7 protein-coding genes, 2 tRNA genes and 5 rRNA genes are annotated in these 20,555 nt (G+C 43.9%); 3 read left to right on the top strand and 11 right to left on the bottom strand.

All coding sequences use genetic code 11. The features are described from left to right. Positions 1-47: 47 nt before the first annotated feature. On the top strand, positions 48-2,789 hold the full coding sequence (gene polA, locus OLW01_RS00415) for a DNA polymerase I (RefSeq protein ID WP_268074615.1): 2,742 nt from the start codon (positions 48-50) through the stop codon (positions 2,787-2,789). Between the two features lie 307 nt (positions 2,790-3,096). After that, positions 3,097-4,602: an alpha-amylase family glycosyl hydrolase gene (locus OLW01_RS00410; RefSeq protein WP_268074614.1), complete on the top strand. Its 1,506-nt coding sequence runs from the start codon at positions 3,097-3,099 to the stop codon at positions 4,600-4,602. Here OLW01_RS00410 and OLW01_RS00405 read toward each other — a convergent pair. The 4 genes from OLW01_RS00405 to ppk2 form a co-directional block, all read right to left on the bottom strand. Continuing rightward, complete coding sequence (locus OLW01_RS00405; RefSeq protein ID WP_268074613.1) at positions 4,599-5,318, bottom strand: hypothetical protein; 720 nt, start codon at positions 5,316-5,318, stop codon at positions 4,599-4,601. The two genes, OLW01_RS00410 and OLW01_RS00405, sit on opposite strands and share 4 nt — an antisense overlap. 61 nt (positions 5,319-5,379) lie before the next feature. Continuing rightward, positions 5,380-7,182, bottom strand: a complete 1,803-nt coding sequence (locus OLW01_RS00400) for an alkaline phosphatase (RefSeq protein WP_268074612.1) — start codon at positions 7,180-7,182, stop codon at positions 5,380-5,382. Between the two features lie 11 nt (positions 7,183-7,193). Next, the gene (locus OLW01_RS00395) at positions 7,194-8,783 is read right to left on the bottom strand and encodes an alkaline phosphatase family protein (RefSeq protein ID WP_268074611.1); all 1,590 of its coding nucleotides are present in this window, start codon (positions 8,781-8,783) and stop codon (positions 7,194-7,196) included. A gap of 375 nt (positions 8,784-9,158) precedes the next feature. Then, entirely contained in the window at positions 9,159-9,767 is a 609-nt protein-coding gene (gene ppk2 / locus OLW01_RS00390; RefSeq protein WP_268074610.1) for a polyphosphate kinase 2, read from the bottom strand. A 237-nt stretch (positions 9,768-10,004) separates the two neighbouring features. Here ppk2 and OLW01_RS00385 point away from each other — a divergent pair, with 237 nt between their 5' ends. Continuing rightward, complete coding sequence (locus OLW01_RS00385; protein WP_268074609.1) at positions 10,005-11,315, top strand: PQQ-dependent sugar dehydrogenase; 1,311 nt, start codon at positions 10,005-10,007, stop codon at positions 11,313-11,315. 258 nt (positions 11,316-11,573) lie between these two features. Here OLW01_RS00385 and rrf (OLW01_RS00380) read toward each other — a convergent pair. The 7 genes from rrf (OLW01_RS00380) to OLW01_RS00350 all read right to left on the bottom strand — a co-directional run bounded on the left by rrf (OLW01_RS00380) (position 11,574) and on the right by OLW01_RS00350 (position 20,443). After that, positions 11,574-11,688, bottom strand: a 5S ribosomal RNA gene (gene rrf, locus OLW01_RS00380). Positions 11,689-11,821: 133 nt separating this feature from the next. After that, positions 11,822-14,703, bottom strand: a 23S ribosomal RNA gene (locus OLW01_RS00375). A 206-nt stretch (positions 14,704-14,909) separates the two neighbouring features. After that, positions 14,910-14,985 (bottom strand) — tRNA-Ala (locus tag OLW01_RS00370). A 202-nt stretch (positions 14,986-15,187) separates the two neighbouring features. Further along, a tRNA-Ile gene (locus OLW01_RS00365) sits at positions 15,188-15,264 on the bottom strand. A gap of 191 nt (positions 15,265-15,455) precedes the next feature. Further along, positions 15,456-16,987, bottom strand: a 16S ribosomal RNA gene (locus OLW01_RS00360). A 326-nt stretch (positions 16,988-17,313) separates the two neighbouring features. Continuing rightward, a 5S ribosomal RNA gene (gene rrf / locus OLW01_RS00355) occupies positions 17,314-17,428 on the bottom strand. Between the two features lie 133 nt (positions 17,429-17,561). After that, positions 17,562-20,443 (bottom strand): 23S ribosomal RNA (locus tag OLW01_RS00350). The 16S, 23S and 5S rRNA genes sit together here with 2 tRNA genes alongside, the layout of an rRNA operon. Between the last annotated feature and the right edge of the window lie 112 nt (positions 20,444-20,555).

Here is a 20,555-nt window from a genome sequence, read left to right as displayed (position 1 = left end):
CTCAGCGTGATATACTCCATTTAAAATTAATAAACGGTACTAATTTTATGAGCAAAGTAGCAGATAACCCTCTCATATTGGTTGACGGTTCTTCATATTTATTCAGAGCTTTCCATGCTCCACCGCATTTAACCAATTCAAACGGTGAACCTACCGGCGCTGTTTATGGTGTCGTCAATATGTTACGCAGCTTAATTAATCGTTTTAAGCCAACTCAAATGGCAGTGATTTTTGATGCTAAAGGTAAAACATTCCGTAGCGATATGTATCCAGAATACAAAGCTAACCGCCCGCCTATGCCTGATGACTTGCGCGTTCAAATAAAGCCGTTACATCAAATAATAAAAGCCTTAGGTTTGCCCTTGATTTGTGTCGAAGGGGTTGAAGCCGATGATGTTATTGGCACGCTCGCCAAACAAGCCAGCGAACAAAATCGTCATGTTCTAATTAGCACTGGCGATAAAGACATGGCACAGCTAGTTAACCCTCATGTCACTTTAATTAATACCATGACTGATACCATTATGGATGAGTCAGGGGTAAAGGATAAATTTGGGATTGGCCCGGAACTGATAATCGATTATTTAGCTTTAATGGGCGATAAAGTTGATAATATTCCCGGCTTACCTGGGGTTGGTGAAAAAACCGCACTTGCTATGCTGCAAGGCATTGGTAGTATTGAAAAGCTTTACCAAGATCCAGATAAAGTAGCCAGCTTATCATTTCGCGGGGCTAAAACCATGCCCAAAAAATTACGCGAAAATGAAAACGAAGCTAAATTATCTTATCAATTAGCAACAATAAAGACCGATGTTGAGTTGGATTTAGCACATCAAGAATTAAATATCGAAGCGCCTGACCAAAACCAGCTCATCGAGCTTTATAAAGCGATGGAATTCAAACGTTGGCTGTCGGACGCAATTGGTCAGCAAGATACAAAAGCGCAAAGCGAAGTTGAAGAAATATCTGAAAAAGCAGCGGGCAATTACAGCTGCATTTTAGACAAAACCGAATTTAATCTATGGTTAGCTAAATTACAAAGCGCAGAGTTAATTGCATTTGATACTGAAACCACGTCTCTTAATTATATGCAGGCTGAAATAGTCGGTGTTTCTTTTGCTGTTGAAGCTGGTGAAGCTGCTTATGTGCCTGTGGCTCATGATTATGAAGATGCCCCCACACAACTGGATAGAGATTGGGTATTAAACCAGTTAAAGCCTTTGTTAGAAGATCCAAACAAAGCCATTGTTGGTCAAAATTTAAAATACGATAAACATGTGCTGGCCAATTATGATATTGATTTAAAAGGCATTGCACATGATTCTATGATTGAATCTTATGTTTACAATAGTGTAGGTACGCGCCATGATATGGACAGTTTAGCACTTAAATATTTAGGCCATAAAAATATTAGTTTTGAAGAAATAGCGGGTAAAGGCGCAAAACAGCTAACTTTTAATCAAATTCACCTTGATACTGCAGCACCTTACGCGGCAGAAGATGCAGACATTACACTTCAGCTTCATCAAAAACTATGGGATTTATTGGCAAAAGATGAAAAACTCAAAACGGTTTATCAAACCATAGAGTTGCCTTTAATTCCTGTGTTAAGCAAAATTGAACAAAATGGCGTTTTAATTGATAGCTATCAACTATCTAAGCAAAGTGAAGATATTTTAATTCGTTTAGCCAAACTTGAAGAACAAGCCCACGAAATCGCAGGCGAAAAATTTAACTTGAGTTCAACTAAACAGCTTCAAAAAATATTGTTTGAACAGCTCAATCACCCTGTTATCAAAAAAACACCAAAAGGTGCACCTTCTACTGCTGAAGAAGTCTTGCAAGAGCTGGCACTAGACTACCCGTTACCTAAAGTCATAATAGAATATCGTGGTTTAGCTAAATTAAAATCAACCTATACCGATAAATTACCGCTGATGGTTGCCAATAAAACAGGGCGAGTCCATACCTCTTATCATCAAGCAGTTACTGCCACAGGCCGGTTGTCTTCGACCGATCCAAACTTACAAAATATTCCAATTCGTAATGAAGAAGGGCGTAAAGTTCGTAAAGCGTTTGTCGCTCAAGATGGTTATAAAATAGTCGCAGCCGATTATTCACAAATCGAATTGAGAATAATGGCGCATTTGTCAGGTGATGAAGGTTTATTAACTGCATTTTCTGAAGGTAGAGATATCCATAAAGCCACAGCAGCGGAGGTCTTTAATACTGACCTAGATAAAGTAAGCTCAGAACAACGCCGGAGTGCTAAAGCTATTAACTTCGGGCTTATTTACGGTATGTCTGCATTTGGTTTATCTCGTCAATTAGGTATTCCAAGAGGCGAAGCTCAAAAATACATGGAGTTATATTTTGAACGCTACCCAGGTGTTTTGAAATATATGGAATCGACTCGAGCGTTTGCTGAAGAGCATGGCTATGTTGAGACGATATTTGGCCGCAGATTGCAGCTACCTGATATAAAAGCCCGCAATGGGGCCGTTAGAAAAGCCGCAGAGCGCGCTGCAATTAATGCCCCAATGCAAGGCACTGCCGCAGACATCATTAAATACGCTATGATTCAAGTTGATCAATGGATTACTGAACAAAACAATCAAGATGTCATTATGGTTATGCAGGTACACGATGAATTAGTATTTGAGATAAAAGCAAGCGCAGTTGAATCAGCACAAGCTAAAATTCAGCAAATAATGCAAGATGCGGCTAAATTGAAAGTCCCTTTATTAGTTGAGGCTGGTGTTGGAGAAAACTGGGATGAGGCGCATTAGACAGCATCTTAACCCTTTTACTATTTCAACCTGATATAAATCGTGCCGGCTGTACTTTTTTATTTGTCGCGGTGCGTTGTTCGGCTCTGAGTAATTTCAGAGCCGTCATAGCTAAACCTGCAAACACTAACACCTCTGTATTCACCATATCCATTAATTATAATCAGCTTCTTCTAAGTTAATTAGGCTTCAGCATAAGTGCTGTAAACTGAGAAACTATGCTGCATAAAAATAACACAATGGATGATATTTAATACTAACTGCTGATATATTGAATCCGAGCTCAGCAAAAGATCAAGGTGATAATATGAATAAAGCGACTAAATACCAGCAACGACAAAGAGACTGGCGCAATGGTGCCTTGGTCTATCAGGTTTTACCTGATCGCTTTGCACCTGCGACCGATCTCGATAGTAAAAAGCATCTTTACCCGGCACCTAAAAAATTAAAATCCTGGCAGCAAGCACCCCAACATGGTCACTATTTAGATAATGTAAAATTATGGAGCCACGAGATTGAATTTTGGGGTGGTGATTTCGCTAGCCTAAGCAACCACTTACACTACATTAAAAGCTTAAGCGTAGATGTAGTGTATTTAAACCCAATACATTTAGGCTATACCAATCACAAATATGACAGCTTAGACTTTCATAAAATTTCACCTGAATTTGGCAGCCGGGCCGATCTGTTAAAACTGGCTGATAAAATTCATACACTAGAGATGAAGTTAGTGCTAGATGGGGTTTTTAACCATATGGGACGCAATGCTCCAATATTTCAGCAGGCACTAGCCGATAAAAATAGCCAATACAGAAATTGGTTTATTTTTGATAATGCACTACCCGAGGGCTACCGTTGTTGGAATAACGCTGCCAATTTACCCGAATTAAATTTAGAAAACCCAGCAGTGCAAGCACATATTTGGGCCGGCGAAAACTCCGTTGTGCAGAGCTATTTAAAGCAAGGCATTGATGGCTGGCGTTTAGATGTTGCCCACGATATTGGCTATCAATTATTAACTGAACTAACTCAGGCCGTACACTCTGTTAATTCAAACGCCCTAATTGTTGGTGAAATATGGTGCTATCCACAAAACTGGTTAAAAGGCGCGGTTGATGGGGTTATGAATTTTACGGCTCGCGAAATCATCTGGCGAACTTGCCAGCAACACATAAAACCTCATATTGCTATGCGCATGTTAAAGCGCATGGTTGAAGACGCTGGCGTAGATAACCTGCTAAAATCTTGGCTTGTACTAGACAACCATGATACGCCAAGATTAGCGAGCATGCTGCCAGAATATGCCGATCAGCAACTGGCGCGAGCGCTGATGATGAGCTTGCCTGGCTCGCCTAACCTTTATTATGGCAGTGAACTTGGCATGCAAGGTGGTGACGATCCTTTAATGCGTGGCCCGATGCAATGGCAACTGAATACACCAGACAATCCACATTTAAAGGATCTCAAAGCATTAATCAAAATGCGAAAAAATAGTCCAGCATTAACCATTGGAGACATAAGATTTATTGATAGTGATAACTTACTCGCTTTTGAGCGTTATACGGACAGAGTGGCGGAATCTGTTTTTTGTTTATTTAATGTGAATTCAACCCCTGTCACTGAATACCTAATGACAACAAATTCGAGCCTGATGAATATGGGTGGGTTAAATAACGCTCTAACCGAACAACAAAGTGACATCTACATTAAAGCCGGCTTGATCAAAGTAACTCTACCGGCTAAAAGCTTTTTGTTTTTGTCTCCCAAGACACAGGCAGTGCAAGGTTACACTACCTATAAACGTGTCCCTTAATGACCGTGGTTATGATGACCGCCACCTAATGCATGACCATCTTCATGATAAAACCCAGTAGCACCGTGCTCAATAAAACCTAAATTAATCATTTTTCGTAAAAATGGATCGGCTTCGTTATCGCCAATATCTGCATAGTCTGTGGTTTGGTACCTGTCCCAAGCAGCAAACTGTTGTTTGATCTCTTTCAGGTTTGTATTCTTGTTAATCAGCTCAATTTGTGTGGTGTTATGCTGATTTTTTAAACGTGCTGATTTAACTAATTTAAGCGCTGGATACCATTCTAATTGAACTTGATAATCCGCTTTTTTAAAAGTTCTAAGCTGAACTTTATCACACCCAAAGCCCTGTTCTCCCACTACCTCCATCTGCTGAAGAAACGCCTCACTCATTAATTGGTATTTACTGTCCCAATTTTGGTCTTTTTTTAGTTCGGCAGGCTGATACTCAATACCGCGTTTGGCGTCTTCAAAATAGCGGATAGGACGGATTTGTCCGTTACGCACATGTTGCCACAACTCTGTGATTTTAGAAAACTCGTGAGCTACCTGCTCTTTTGAGCGCCATAAAATCATTTTTTTATCCTGCTTTGGTGCTGCAGACTGAGTAATTTTATATTCAGCTTTTAAATAATCTGGGTTGGTTGTGCATTGGCTGTTTTGTGCAAATAATTGCCCACAAAAAAGGCTTAAAAATAATAAAGTAATTTTGTTCACTGTATCTTCCAAATAAAACAGCGCCTCGATGATTGAGGCGCTGGATCAAACAATCGACTAATTAATCCGCCATTACAGCATCCGCTTGCGTAACTAAGTTACCTGCAAAATCCATTACATGGAAAATTAAGCTTTGCTCATTAGTACCTGCTAATAAGTGCGCACCTGGCCCTGAAGCGTAAACCCCAACATCTTCACCCGCATGGGTTTCAGAACCTAATGGGACTACGGCTTCTTGATGAAAACCGGGTTTTGTGGTGTCAACAGCAGCCAAGTCAACTCGACCTGTTACCGGATCATTGCCATAAATTGCATCGGCATCGGTTTCGTCTGCAAGATCTTTAAAACCTAAACCATTAGTGTAACCAACAGTGGTGTAAGGCATATTATCTGCAGCTAACGAGGGCTCGTCGCTACCAACAGGAATAACTTTACCCAAAATAGGATTACCGCGTTTAGGATAGCCAGCAATTGTAAATACATGGCTATGATCCGCAGTTACGATAATTAAGGTTTCTGAAGGATCGGTATTTTCCATTGCTACTTTAACGGCTTTAGCAAATTCAACCGTGTCATTTAATGCGTTATAAGCATTACCAGCATGATGCGCATGGTCAATACGGCCTGACTCAACCGTTAACAAAAATCCTTTGTCATTGTTATCTAAGATATCAATGGCTTTTTCCGTCATCTCTGATAATGAAGGTTCACCGACAATATCATTGCCGCGATCTGCTTCGTACTGCATATGAGATTCATTAAATAATGCAAATACACGCTCTGCAGTTGCCGTATCTAAACCATCAAAACCTGACTGGTCAATAATGTACTCACCATTTGGATACTTTGTTTTCCACTCTTGGGTTAGATCTCTACTGTCGGTTCGATCACCTTCAACTGAGCTAACCGCATCCGCAGAATTACTGCTGGCGTCTTTTGGCAAAAAGTGACGGCGTCCTCCGCCCATCACAACCTCTAAACCGTCTACATCTAAGCCTGTAAATCGGGCTTCTAAATTTGCTTCAAAATTAACCAACTGAGATGCAATATCTTCACAACCACCATCAATCGCATCTTGTGGCATATCAGAGATATCTTCCCAGTTACGATTTGCTGATTTCGCATAGGTAGCCGCGGGTGTCGCATGGGTAATTCGGGCTGTCGATAAAATACCCGTCGATTTGCCAGCAATCTCGGCCAATTCAATAGCGGTGATCAATTCATGTCCCTGAGTTGTGCTGCAATTACCGTATTCCACCGTTTCGTCAATGCCAATAACACCCACATCTGTTTTAACTCCAGAAATCATAGCTGTCATAGTACCGGCTGAATCTGGCGTTTGCGCATCCACGTTATAGGTTTTAACAAAACCTGAATACGGCAAGGTATCAAAGCTCAAGTTATGCTCTTCACCTAGTTTGCCATCCATTTGACCTGCTAAAATACGCGCTGCCGTCACCGTTGAGATACCCATACCATCGCCAACAAACAATATAATATTTTTAGCTTTTCCAGCTTCATTAATCGCAGACTGAGCATTGTTTTGGGCTGTGCTCATTTGTGTTTTAGCCGCTTTAAACCAGTCGTTATCTACCAAATTAGCCATTTGACTTTGTGTTAATGAGCTAGCCGGATCGTTACAATTTAATTCGCTATTTTCGATTTCATTGTCATCTAAGATGTCATTATCGTTATGATCAGTTCCGGTTAATTTTTCAGTTCCACCATTAATACATTGCTCTGAGCCAACTGAAATTTGATTAACCTGCGAGATCGTATTGTCATCAGAATCTGTGCTGAAATCCAACGTGCAACCCGCTAACGCTGTAGCGATTGCCAGTGGAAGTAATTTTAAAGTTTTCATAGTATTCGCCATTATTCTTCAGTTAATCCTAAAGCCTGATCCACAACGTGGAAGATCAGATTTTGTTCTACAACCCCTTGCACCAAATGCGCGCCTGGTCCCGTTGCATGCAATGAAATGTCTTCACCCGCATGAGTTTCTGAGCCCAATGGTACGGTTGTTTCCTGGTGGAAACCCGGTTGTGTTGTATCAACTGCGGTTAAATCAAAACGACCCGCCATGGCTGAATCGCTGTAAGCTGCATCTGCATTCGTTTCATCACCTAGATCGCGATAACCTAAACCATTGTTATAACCCAAAGTGGTATAAGGCATGTTGTCAGCAGCCAAACTTGGCTCGGTTGACCGAACAGGTATAACTTTACCTAAGATAGGATTGCCTCGTTTTGGATAACCTGCGATAGTGAAAACATGACTATGGTCAGCAGTCACCAGAATTAAGGTTTCGTTGGGATTAGTGTTGTCGTAAGCCGCTTGCACAGCTTTAGCAAATTCAATTGTATCGTTCAAAGCGTTGTAAGCGTTACCTGCATGGTGTGCATGGTCAATTCGGCCAGACTCAACTGTTAAGAAAAAACCTTTATCATTTTGTTTTAATAAGTCGATAGCTTTTTCTGTCATTTGTGATAGTGAAGGTTCACTCGCCACATCATTGCTTCGATCGGCTTCGTATTGCATATGTGATTCGTTAAATAGTGCCAACACCTTGCTAGCATCGCCAGGTATGCTATCAAATCCATTCTGATCGGTTACGTACAGCCCTTGCGGATAAATAGTTTTCCAGTCAGATGTTAAATCAATACCATCAGTACGGTCACCTTCGACGCTGCTAACCGCATCATTTGAGTTATAACTGGCATCTTTTGGTAAAAAGTGGCGGCGTCCTCCGCCCATCACAACATCAATCCCATCAACATCAATCCCTGGAAATCGTGCTTCCAGATTTTTTTCAAAATTAACAAGCTGAGAAGCTATATCTTCACAGCCACCATCTACAGCATCTTGAGGCATATCTGAGATATCTTCCCAGTTGCGATTCGCTGATTTAGCATAAGTTGCGGCTGGCGTAGCATGTGTAATGCGGGCAGTTGAAACGATCCCCGTCGCTAGCCCTTTAATCTCAGCTAACTCTGTTGTGGTAATCAGTTCGTTACCTGCAACGGTGGAACAATCGCCGTACTCAACGTCTTCATCAACCCCAATAACACCTACATCGGTTTTAACACCGGATGCCATTGCTGTCATTGTGCCGGCGGAATCTGGTGTTTGCGCATCAACATTATAGGTTTTAACCTGAGCGCTATAAGGGAAAGTTTCAAAACTAAGATAACCTTCTTCACCTAGGTTACCATTACGTTGACCTTCTAAAATGCGCGCTGCTGTCAGGGTAGAAACACCCATACCGTCACCGACAAATAGAATGACATTTTTAGCTTTGGATATTTTTTGTGCATCCGTCATAGAAACTTTGTCGGACAATTTTGTTTGGGCTTCCTGATACCAACTGCTCTGCACTTGGTTATCAGGCAAAACACCTGCGTAACAGTAAGCAGAGAGGCTAAAAGCCAAGCCTACTGCCTTTGAGATATTATTGATTTTCATGATTTGTTCCTGTGATTAAACTCAGAGCGTTAAGGAAACGACATTTATTTTTATTCCTTGCTAGTCAGATACTAAAAAGCGAATATGACAAAATAAGTCCATTACTATGACCGAAATATTAAACGTCAAGCATCCACTCGAATTAAGAAAATCTTATACCTGATAGAAAATAAATCGATTTCCATTAAGATCAGAAGAGCTTGATATATAATTTCAAGCCAGATTAAAGTGCTCAAAAGAAGACAAAACGACTTCAGTTATTGCCGTTTCTATTTGTAATATTGAGGAATTTTAATGTGTGGCGGGGGTTCTATTTCATAGCCGGTAATGGCGACTTCAGGTAATTCAATTTGTGGAAAGCTCACTTTACTGTATTCAAATTGCGATAAAATATGTTTTATACAATTTAGTCGTGCTCGCTTCTATCATCGCCAGCTTAGCTTGGGTATAATCGAACCAACGCTGGCGGCCTTCTAAATCCATCTCACTAAACTTCCAGCGCTTTCTGGGATCGGTTAGCCGTTTTCTAAAGCGTTTTTCTTGCTCTTCTGGCGATACCGAGAGCCAATATTTAAGCAAAATAATACCTGAATCAATCAACATGTTTTCAAATAATGGGCAAGATTTTAAAAAGCTTTGATATTCTTGTTGAGTGCAAAACCCCATTACTTTTTCTACACCGGCTCTGTTATACCAACTGCGATCAAAGATGGTAATTTCTCCTGCGCTGGGTAAATGCGTAACGTAACGCTGAAAATACCACTGAGATTTTTCTCGTTCTGTGGGTTTACCTAGAGCAACAGATTTAACTTGACGTGGGTTAAGCTGGTCAGTAATGGCTTTAATAACACCTCCTTTTCCCGCAGCATCTCGCCCTTCAAACAAAATAACTACTTTTAGACCTTCTTCTTTAACCCAATAATGCCATTTAACCAATTCTATTTGTAAATTGTGTAGCTCTTTTAAATAGGTTTCTTTTTTCATTCACCTAACCCTTTTTAATTTTAACTCGTTAAGCTTAGTAAAAAATACGACACCTATGCCAAAAAATTCTCCTTTTAGCGAAATAGGTACAAACAGTAACAAAATCTACTTTATAGATAGGAATAGCTCGCACCTACAGCTTAATATGTAAAAACATTGCAGATAAAGACAAACAAAGTTAAGCTTTTTGTATACAATTTTTGCTCAAAAAAGCAAATACTAATTTAAGGATATATTATGTTTAAACCGCTCGCGACCGGCCTACTGTTATCTATTCCCCTGCTCACATTCGCCAACTCAGAATTAAAGTTATCAGATCCCATTAAAGAAAGTATTCCATCCAGTTCAATTCAGGTTGGTGTCGAGTCAATTGCAACTGGCCTAACCTCGCCAGTAACAGGTACTTATGCACCAGGTGTAAAAGATTTCGTTTTTATTTTGGACCAAATTGGCAAAATTTATAGTCTTAATTTAAACAACCAAAAACTCAGTATGGTTGCTGATATGTCAGATCTTTTGGTGAGCATGCGCAATGAGTTTGACGAGCGTGGTTTACTCGGTTTAGCGTTTCACCCCGACTTTGCCAAAAATGGTTTAATGTATACTTATAGTTCGCAGCCAAACAAAGGCTCTGCCGATTTTGAGTTAAAAGATGGCAGCAAACCTAATCATCATGCTGTAGTGCAAGAATGGCAAACGCAAAAAGATAAAACGGCCGGCATAAAAATAAATACCGAGTCTCCTCGCGAAATTTTGCGTATTGCCCAACCTCAATTTAATCATAACGGAGGCACTTTAATTTTTGATGTTCAAAAAATGCTTCTACTCTCGTTGGGTGATGGAGGGCGTGCAGACGATCAAGGTCCAGGTCACGTAGAGGGGGGCAACGCTCAAGATCCCAGCCACCCATTAGGTTCTGTGTTACGTATCGACCCTTTGGCCACTGATGGCCGAAATCAAAACTATGGCATACCAAAAGATAACCCTTTTATTAATAAAAACGGTTTTATCCCAGAAATATTTATCTACGGTGTACGCAATCCCTATCGTATCAGTTATAGCTCAGGTACTTACTATATCGCAGATGTGGGACAGAATAGTGTTGAAGAGCTAACACTGGTCAAAGGTGGTGAAAACCTAGGCTGGCCACTAAAAGAAGGTAGTTTCGCCTTTGATATGAATGGCGACTCAGGTGGCTTTGTATACCCTTCTGATCAAGCTAAATTACCAGATGGTTTAACTGAGCCTAATATCGAATACGACCGAAACGAAGGAATTTCAATTATAGCTGGGCACGTGTATCACGGTCCTATTAAAGCATTAAATAATCAATTTATTTTTGCAGAATGGATGAGTCACTCGCTCCAACGTGGCAGGTTATTTGTACTTAAAGGAAAAAATGAATTTGCTGAAATTAAACTTAATTCATTCAAAAGTAAAATTTTGGGTTTTGTAGAGACAGCCAAAGGAGATGTGTTACTACTAACTTCTGAAAATGTAGGCCCTAACGGGGAAACAGGCAAAGTATGGAAATTGGTGGCCCCATAACAATTTAACCAAAAGCATATAGCATTAAAATTTAAGCGCTTTAAACCTATGAAATTAACAGTTTAAAGCGCTCCAATTAAGTGCATAAATATAATAGATTTAGAAAACACAGGGGTTAAAACGAAAAAAGCCCGACTCTTTCGAATCGGGCTGAATCTTGCGATGCTTTCACATCAAATTCTTATGTACAGGATGTACTGCATGTCTAAACTGCATGGATGCGTTGTTTAGACCTTATCCTAAAGGATAAAATAAAGAGCCTGGCAGTGTGCTACTCTCACATGGGAACTCCCACACTACCATCGCCGCTATTGTGTTTCACTTCTGAGTTCGAAATGGAATCAGGTGGTGCCACAATGCTTTGGCCGCCAGGCATAAGTCGGTTTGTTAATTCACTTTTCAGTCAATTAACCAATCAGGACAATACATAATAAAGAGTCAATCAAGTTTGTTTATTCATTCGCGCAGTCACACTTCACGTCATGTTAATAAACATTCGGCGTTGTATGGTTAAGCCTCACGGGTCATTAGTATTGGTTAGCTCAATGCCTCACAGCACTTACACACCCAACCTATCAACCTTGTAGTCTACAAGGGCCCTACTGGAGCTTATAGCTCAGTGAGAACTCATCTTGGGGCTCGCTTCCCGCTTAGATGCTTTCAGCGGTTATCGATTCCGAACTTAGCTACCGGGCAATGCTCTTGGCAGAACAACCCGAACACCAGTGGTTCGTCCACTCCGGTCCTCTCGTACTAGGAGAAGCCCCCCTCAATTCTCAAACGCCCACGGCAGATAGGGACCGAACTGTCTCACGACGTTCTAAACCCAGCTCGCGTACCACTTTAAATGGCGAACAGCCATACCCTTGGGACCGACTTCAGCCCCAGGATGTGATGAGCCGACATCGAGGTGCCAAACACCGCCGTCGATATGAACTCTTGGGCGGTATCAGCCTGTTATCCCCGGAGTACCTTTTATCCGTTGAGCGATGGCCCTTCCATTCAGAACCACCGGATCACTATGACCTACTTTCGTATCTGCTCGACGTGTCTGTCTCGCAGTTAAGCTGGCTTATGCCATTACACTAACCGTACGATGTCCGACCGTACTTAGCCAACCTTCGTGCTCCTCCGTTACGCTTTGGGAGGAGACCGCCCCAGTCAAACTACCCACCAGGCAATGTCCGCATTCCCGATTAGGGAACAACGTTAGAACATCAAACATACAAGGGTGGTATTTCAAGGTCGGCTCCACACCATCTAGCGACGATGCTTCAAAGCCTCCCACCTATCCTACACATGTAGGTTCAATGTTCACTGCCAAGCTGTAGTAAAGGTTCACGGGGTCTTTCCGTCTAGCCGCGGGTACACAGCATCTTCACTGCGATTTCAATTTCACTGAGTCTCGGGTGGAGACAGCGTGGCCATGATTACACCATTCGTGCAGGTCGGAACTTACCCGACAAGGAATTTCGCTACCTTAGGACCGTTATAGTTACGGCCGCCGTTTACCGGGGCTTCGATCAAGAGCTTCGACCTAAGTCTAACCCCATCAATTAACCTTCCGGCACCGGGCAGGTGTCATACCGTATACGTCATCTCTCGATTTAGCACAGTACTGTGTTTTTAATAAACAGTTCCAGCCACCTGGTTACTTCGACCACCTCTCGCTCCAGGCGTAAAGCCCTTCACAATAACGTGGCGTACCTTCTCCCGAAGTTACGGTACTATTTTGCCTAGTTCCTTCACCCGAGTTCTCTCAAGCGCCTTAGTATTCTCTACCTGACCACCTGTGTCGGTTTGGGGTACGGTTCTTAATGACCTGAAGCTTAGAAGATTTTCCTGGAAGTATGGCATCAACTACTTCACCCCCTTGGGGGCTCGTCTCGTGTCTCAGTCTTAAGGAAATCCGGATTTACCTAAATCTCCAACCTACACACTTTCACATGGACTACCAACGCCATGCTAGTTTAGCCTGCTCCGTCTCTCCGTCGCAGTCATTAAAAGTACGGGAATATTAACCCGTTTCCCATCGATTACGGCTTTCGCCCTCACCTTAGGGGCCGACTTACCCTGCCCTGATTAGCATGGGACAGGAAACCTTGGTCTTTCGGCGAGGGGGTTTTTCACCCCCTTTATCGTTACTCATGTCAGCATTCGCACTTCTGATATGTCCAGCATGCCTTACAGCTTTGCCTTCAACCACTTACAGAACGCTCCCCTACCACTTGAACCTAAGTTCAAATCCGCAGCTTCGGTTGCTTATTTAGCCCCGTTACATCTTCCGCGCAGGCCGACTCGACTAGTGAGCTATTACGCTTTCTTTAAAGGGTGGCTGCTTCTAAGCCAACCTCCTAGCTGTCTAAGCCTTCCCACATCGTTTCCCACTTAATAAGCATTGGGGACCTTAGCTGGCGGTCTGGGTTGTTGCCCTCTTCACGATGGACGTTAGCACCCACCGTGTGTCTCCCGGATATTACTCTCAGGTATTCGGAGTTTGCAAAGGGTTGGTAAGTCGGGATGACCCCCTAGCCTTAACAGTGCTCTACCCCCTGAGGTATTCGTCCGAGGCGCTACCTAAATAGCTTTCGGGGAGAACCAGCTATCTCCCGGCTTGATTAGCCTTTCACTCCGATCCACAGGTCATCCCCTAACTTTTCAACGTTAGTGGGTTCGGTCCTCCAATTGATGTTACTCAATCTTCAACCTGCCCATGGATAGATCGCCGGGTTTCGGGTCTATACCTAGCAACTCTACGCGCAGTTAACACTCGCTTTCGCTACGGCTCCCCTATTCGGTTAACCTTGCTACTAAATATAAGTCGCTGACCCATTATACAAAAGGTACGCAGTCACAGAACAAGTCTGCTCCCACTGCTTGTACGTACACGGTTTCAGGTTCTATTTCACTCCCCTCACAGGGGTTCTTTTCGCCTTTCCCTCACGGTACTGGTTCACTATCGGTCAATTGGGAGTATTTAGCCTTGGAGGATGGTCCCCCCGTCTTCAGTCAAGATATCACGTGTCCCGACCTACTTAATGCGTGAATGATAAATCTTCATATACAGGGCTATCACCTTCTATGGCTGCACTTTCCAGTGCATTCTACTAATTTATCATTCATCGGCTGTTCCCCGTTCGCTCGCCGCTACTTGGGGAATCTCGGTTGATTTCTGTTCCTCGGGGTACTTAGATGTTTCAGTTCTCCCGGTTTGCCTCTTACACCTATGTATTCAGTGCAAGATACTCTAAAAAGAGTGGGTTGCCCCATTCGGAAATCTATAACTTAAGCGTCTTTTATCGACTCGTCATAGCTTATCGCAGATTAACACGTCCTTCATCGCCTCCAATTGCCTAGGCATCCACCGTGCACGCTTAGTCACTTAACCATACAACCCGAATGTTTATCCAGATTGTACGTAGGACTGCTTGCTACTTTGAATACTAATTCAACTTGATTGAATTCGTTTTTCTTTATTACTTCTTGTCCAGATTGTTAAAGAGCGTGGTTAAAAAAACCAAACAAAATAATTAGCGTTAACTATTTTGTTTGGTTTCTGTGTACCTGACTTCGTTTTATATAATAATGCAAAAGTGGTGGAGCTAAGCAGGATCGAACTGCTGACCTCCTGCGTGCAAGGCAGGCGCTCTCCCAGCTGAGCTATAGCCCCATTTTTGCAGTCTTTTTTCGTAAATGTAATTCACTTTAATTCAAGGCATTTTAATGCGAACGTTTAGCCTGCTAAACGAGTATTAAAATAACGCAGAAGTAATGTGAATTTGGTAGGTCTGGGCAGACTTGAAATAACCAAGCCGACTCACCGCTAATATCAAGAGCGGGGTGCGCTCTAACTTATCAACGTCCTACGTTATTGGTAGGTCTGGGCAGACTTGAACTGCCGACCTCACCCTTATCAGGGGTGCGCTCTAACCAGCTGAGCTACAGACCTATACTTAATCTTTCACTTCAACTTGTCGGCAAACCGACCTCACCGCTTTACAAGGGATTGGGGTGCTAACTAGCTGAGCTACAGACCTATCTTATGACTTTCATCATTCGGTCTGTTGACCTTACGAAGTCTTTCTTTCAGTAACCAGTTATTTATCTGTGTGAACACTGTGCATGTTTAATGAATTTTTGTAAGGAGGTGATCCAGCCCCAGGTTCCCCTAGGGCTACCTTGTTACGACTTCACCCCAGTCATGAACCACAAAGTGGTAAGCGCCCAATGTTAAGCTACCTACTTCTTTTGCAGCCCACTCCCATGGTGTGACGGGCGGTGTGTACAAGGCCCGGGAACGTATTCACCGCAGCATTCTGATCTGCGATTACTAGCGATTCCGACTTCATGGAGTCGAGTTGCAGACTCCAATCCGGACTACGAACAGCTTTAAGGGATTCGCACACTATCGCTAGTTAGCTGCCCTCTGTACTGTCCATTGTAGCACGTGTGTAGCCCATCCCGTAAGGGCCATGATGACTTGACGTCGTCCCCACCTTCCTCCGGTTTATCACCGGCAGTCTCCTTAGAGTTCCCGACCGAATCGCTGGTAACTAAGGATAAGGGTTGCGCTCGTTGCGGGACTTAACCCAACATTTCACAACACGAGCTGACGACAGCCATGCAGCACCTGTCTCACGATTCCCGAAGGCACACTAAAATCTCTTCTAGCTCTCGTGGATGTCAAGGGATGGTAAGGTTCTTCGCGTTGCATCGAATTAAACCACATGCTCCACCGCTTGTGCGGGCCCCCGTCAATTCATTTGAGTTTTAGCCTTGCGGCCGTACTCCCCAGGCGGTCTACTTATCGCGTTAGCTTCGCTACTCACGGATTAAATCCACAAACAGCAAGTAGACATCGTTTACGGCGTGGACTACCAGGGTATCTAATCCTGTTCGCTACCCACGCTTTCGCACCTCAGTGTCAGTAATGGGCCAGGGGGCCGCCTTCGCCACCGGTATTCCTTCAGATCTCTACGCATTTCACCGCTACACCTGAAATTCTACCCCCCTCTCCCTTACTCTAGCATGACAGTTCTGAATGCACGGCCGAGGTTGAGCCCCGGTTTTTCACACCCAGCTTATCACGCCACCTACGTGCGCTTTACGCCCAGTAATTCCGATTAACGCTTGCACCCTCCGTATTACCGCGGCTGCTGGCACGGAGTTAGCCGGTGCTTCTTCTGTCAGTAACGTCACAGTAAGTTGGTATTAACAACTTACCTTTCCTCCTGACTGAAAGTGCTTTACAACCCGAAAGCCTTCTTCACACACGCGGCATGGCTGCATCAGGGTTTCCCCCATTGTGCAATATTCCCCACTGCTGCCTCCCGTAGGAGTCTGGGCCGTGTCTCAGTCCCAGTGTGGCTGATCATCCTCTCAAACCAGCTAGAGATCGTCGCCTTGGTAGGCCATTACCCCACCAACTAGCTAATCTCACTTGGGTTCATCTCGTCGCAGGAGCCATAAAGGCCCCCTTTAACCCGTAGGTATTATGCGGTATTAGCCATCGTTTCCAATGGTTATCCCCCACAACGAGGCAGATACCCAAGCATTACTCACCCGTCCGCCGCTCGACGCCTGAGAGCAAGCTCTCATCGTTTCCGCTCGACTTGCATGTGTTAGGCCTGCCGCCAGCGTTCAATCTGAGCCATGATCAAACTCTTCAAAAAAGTTTTTAAATCTTGCTCAATTAACTCAAAATCACATTTTCATGTGAGCCTGAATAAATTGATAAATTGTTCATTCATCAAATCTATGCCAGTGCTCACACAGATAAATAAGGTTACCTAATTTTTAAAGAACAGTCGTTAAAGCAGCAATCTGCTGTAACGAGGCGCGTATAATACGCTTATATTTCAATAAGTCAACAACTTATTTTAAATAGTTATCTATTTAAAATAACCTGTCAAAAAAGTTATTTATGTACAGGATGTACTGCATGTCTAAACTGCATAAATGCGTTGTTTAGACCTTATCCTAAAGGATAAAATAAAGAGCCTGGCAGTGTGCTACTCTCACATGGGAACTCCCACACTACCATCGCCGCTATTGTGTTTCACTTCTGAGTTCGAAATGGAATCAGGTGGTGCCACAATGCTTTGGCCGCCAGGCATAAGTCGGTTTGTTAATTCACTTTTCAGTCAATTAACCAATCAGGACAATACATAATAAAGAGTCAATCAAGTTTGTTTATTCATTCGCGCAGTCACACTTCACGTCATGTTAATAAACATTCGGCGTTGTATGGTTAAGCCTCACGGGTCATTAGTATTGGTTAGCTCAATGCCTCACAGCACTTACACACCCAACCTATCAACCTTGTAGTCTACAAGGGCCCTACTGGAGCTTATAGCTCAGTGAGAACTCATCTTGGGGCTCGCTTCCCGCTTAGATGCTTTCAGCGGTTATCGATTCCGAACTTAGCTACCGGGCAATGCTCTTGGCAGAACAACCCGAACACCAGTGGTTCGTCCACTCCGGTCCTCTCGTACTAGGAGAAGCCCCCCTCAATTCTCAAACGCCCACGGCAGATAGGGACCGAACTGTCTCACGACGTTCTAAACCCAGCTCGCGTACCACTTTAAATGGCGAACAGCCATACCCTTGGGACCGACTTCAGCCCCAGGATGTGATGAGCCGACATCGAGGTGCCAAACACCGCCGTCGATATGAACTCTTGGGCGGTATCAGCCTGTTATCCCCGGAGTACCTTTTATCCGTTGAGCGATGGCCCTTCCATTCAGAACCACCGGATCACTATGACCTACTTTCGTATCTGCTCGACGTGTCTGTCTCGCAGTTAAGCTGGCTTATGCCATTACACTAACCGTACGATGTCCGACCGTACTTAGCCAACCTTCGTGCTCCTCCGTTACGCTTTGGGAGGAGACCGCCCCAGTCAAACTACCCACCAGGCAATGTCCGCATTCCCGATTAGGGAACAACGTTAGAACATCAAACATACAAGGGTGGTATTTCAAGGTCGGCTCCACACCATCTAGCGACGATGCTTCAAAGCCTCCCACCTATCCTACACATGTAGGTTCAATGTTCACTGCCAAGCTGTAGTAAAGGTTCACGGGGTCTTTCCGTCTAGCCGCGGGTACACAGCATCTTCACTGCGATTTCAATTTCACTGAGTCTCGGGTGGAGACAGCGTGGCCATGATTACACCATTCGTGCAGGTCGGAACTTACCCGACAAGGAATTTCGCTACCTTAGGACCGTTATAGTTACGGCCGCCGTTTACCGGGGCTTCGATCAAGAGCTTCGACCTAAGTCTAACCCCATCAATTAACCTTCCGGCACCGGGCAGGTGTCATACCGTATACGTCATCTCTCGATTTAGCACAGTACTGTGTTTTTAATAAACAGTTCCAGCCACCTGGTTACTTCGACCACCTCTCGCTCCAGGCGTAAAGCCCTTCACAATAACGTGGCGTACCTTCTCCCGAAGTTACGGTACTATTTTGCCTAGTTCCTTCACCCGAGTTCTCTCAAGCGCCTTAGTATTCTCTACCTGACCACCTGTGTCGGTTTGGGGTACGGTTCTTAATGACCTGAAGCTTAGAAGATTTTCCTGGAAGTATGGCATCAACTACTTCACCCCCTTGGGGGCTCGTCTCGTGTCTCAGTCTTAAGGAAATCCGGATTTACCTAAATCTCCAACCTACACACTTTCACATGGACTACCAACGCCATGCTAGTTTAGCCTGCTCCGTCTCTCCGTCGCAGTCATTAAAAGTACGGGAATATTAACCCGTTTCCCATCGATTACGGCTTTCGCCCTCACCTTAGGGGCCGACTTACCCTGCCCTGATTAGCATGGGACAGGAAACCTTGGTCTTTCGGCGAGGGGGTTTTTCACCCCCTTTATCGTTACTCATGTCAGCATTCGCACTTCTGATATGTCCAGCATGCCTTACAGCTTTGCCTTCAACCACTTACAGAACGCTCCCCTACCACTTGAACCTAAGTTCAAATCCGCAGCTTCGGTTGCTTATTTAGCCCCGTTACATCTTCCGCGCAGGCCGACTCGACTAGTGAGCTATTACGCTTTCTTTAAAGGGTGGCTGCTTCTAAGCCAACCTCCTAGCTGTCTAAGCCTTCCCACATCGTTTCCCACTTAATAAGCATTGGGGACCTTAGCTGGCGGTCTGGGTTGTTGCCCTCTTCACGATGGACGTTAGCACCCACCGTGTGTCTCCCGGATATTACTCTCAGGTATTCGGAGTTTGCAAAGGGTTGGTAAGTCGGGATGACCCCCTAGCCTTAACAGTGCTCTACCCCCTGAGGTATTCGTCCGAGGCGCTACCTAAATAGCTTTCGGGGAGAACCAGCTATCTCCCGGCTTGATTAGCCTTTCACTCCGATCCACAGGTCATCCCCTAACTTTTCAACGTTAGTGGGTTCGGTCCTCCAATTGATGTTACTCAATCTTCAACCTGCCCATGGATAGATCGCCGGGTTTCGGGTCTATACCTAGCAACTCTACGCGCAGTTAACACTCGCTTTCGCTACGGCTCCCCTATTCGGTTAACCTTGCTACTAAATATAAGTCGCTGACCCATTATACAAAAGGTACGCAGTCACAGAACAAGTCTGCTCCCACTGCTTGTACGTACACGGTTTCAGGTTCTATTTCACTCCCCTCACAGGGGTTCTTTTCGCCTTTCCCTCACGGTACTGGTTCACTATCGGTCAATTGGGAGTATTTAGCCTTGGAGGATGGTCCCCCCGTCTTCAGTCAAGATATCACGTGTCCCGACCTACTTAATGCGTGAATGATAAATCTTCATATACAGGGCTATCACCTTCTATGGCTGCACTTTCCAGTGCATTCTACTAATTTATCATTCATCGGCTGTTCCCCGTTCGCTCGCCGCTACTTGGGGAATCTCGGTTGATTTCTGTTCCTCGGGGTACTTAGATGTTTCAGTTCTCCCGGTTTGCCTCTTACACCTATGTATTCAGTGCAAGATACTCTAAAAAGAGTGGGTTGCCCCATTCGGAAATCTATAACTTAAGCGTCTTTTATCGACTCGTCATAGCTTATCGCAGATTAACACGTCCTTCATCGCCTCCAATTGCCTAGGCATCCACCGTGCACGCTTAGTCACTTAACCATACAACCCGAATGTTTATCCAGATTGTACGTAGGACTGCTTGCTACTTTGAATACTAATTCAACTTGATTGAATTCGTTTTTCTTTATTACTTCTTGTCCAGATTGTTAAA

Source organism: Catenovulum adriaticum, assembly GCF_026725475.1.
Classification (GTDB): Bacteria; Pseudomonadota; Gammaproteobacteria; order Enterobacterales; family Alteromonadaceae; genus Catenovulum; species Catenovulum adriaticum.
This window is presented reverse-complemented; position numbering and strand designations above follow the sequence as displayed.

What these genes read in the sequence shown, in the direction of transcription:
- polA (WP_268074615.1), top strand. Translation starts at nt 48, where the DNA reads ATGAGCAAAGTAGCAGATAACCCTCTCATATTGGTTGACGGTTCTTCA.
- OLW01_RS00410 (WP_268074614.1), top strand. Translation starts at nt 3,097, where the DNA reads ATGAATAAAGCGACTAAATACCAGCAACGACAAAGAGACTGGCGCAAT.
- OLW01_RS00400 (WP_268074612.1), bottom strand. Translation starts at nt 7,182, where the DNA reads ATGAAAACTTTAAAATTACTTCCACTGGCAATCGCTACAGCGTTAGCG.
- OLW01_RS00395 (WP_268074611.1), bottom strand. Translation starts at nt 8,783, where the DNA reads ATGAAAATCAATAATATCTCAAAGGCAGTAGGCTTGGCTTTTAGCCTC.
- ppk2 (WP_268074610.1), bottom strand. Translation starts at nt 9,767, where the DNA reads ATGAAAAAAGAAACCTATTTAAAAGAGCTACACAATTTACAAATAGAA.
- OLW01_RS00385 (WP_268074609.1), top strand. Translation starts at nt 10,005, where the DNA reads ATGTTTAAACCGCTCGCGACCGGCCTACTGTTATCTATTCCCCTGCTC.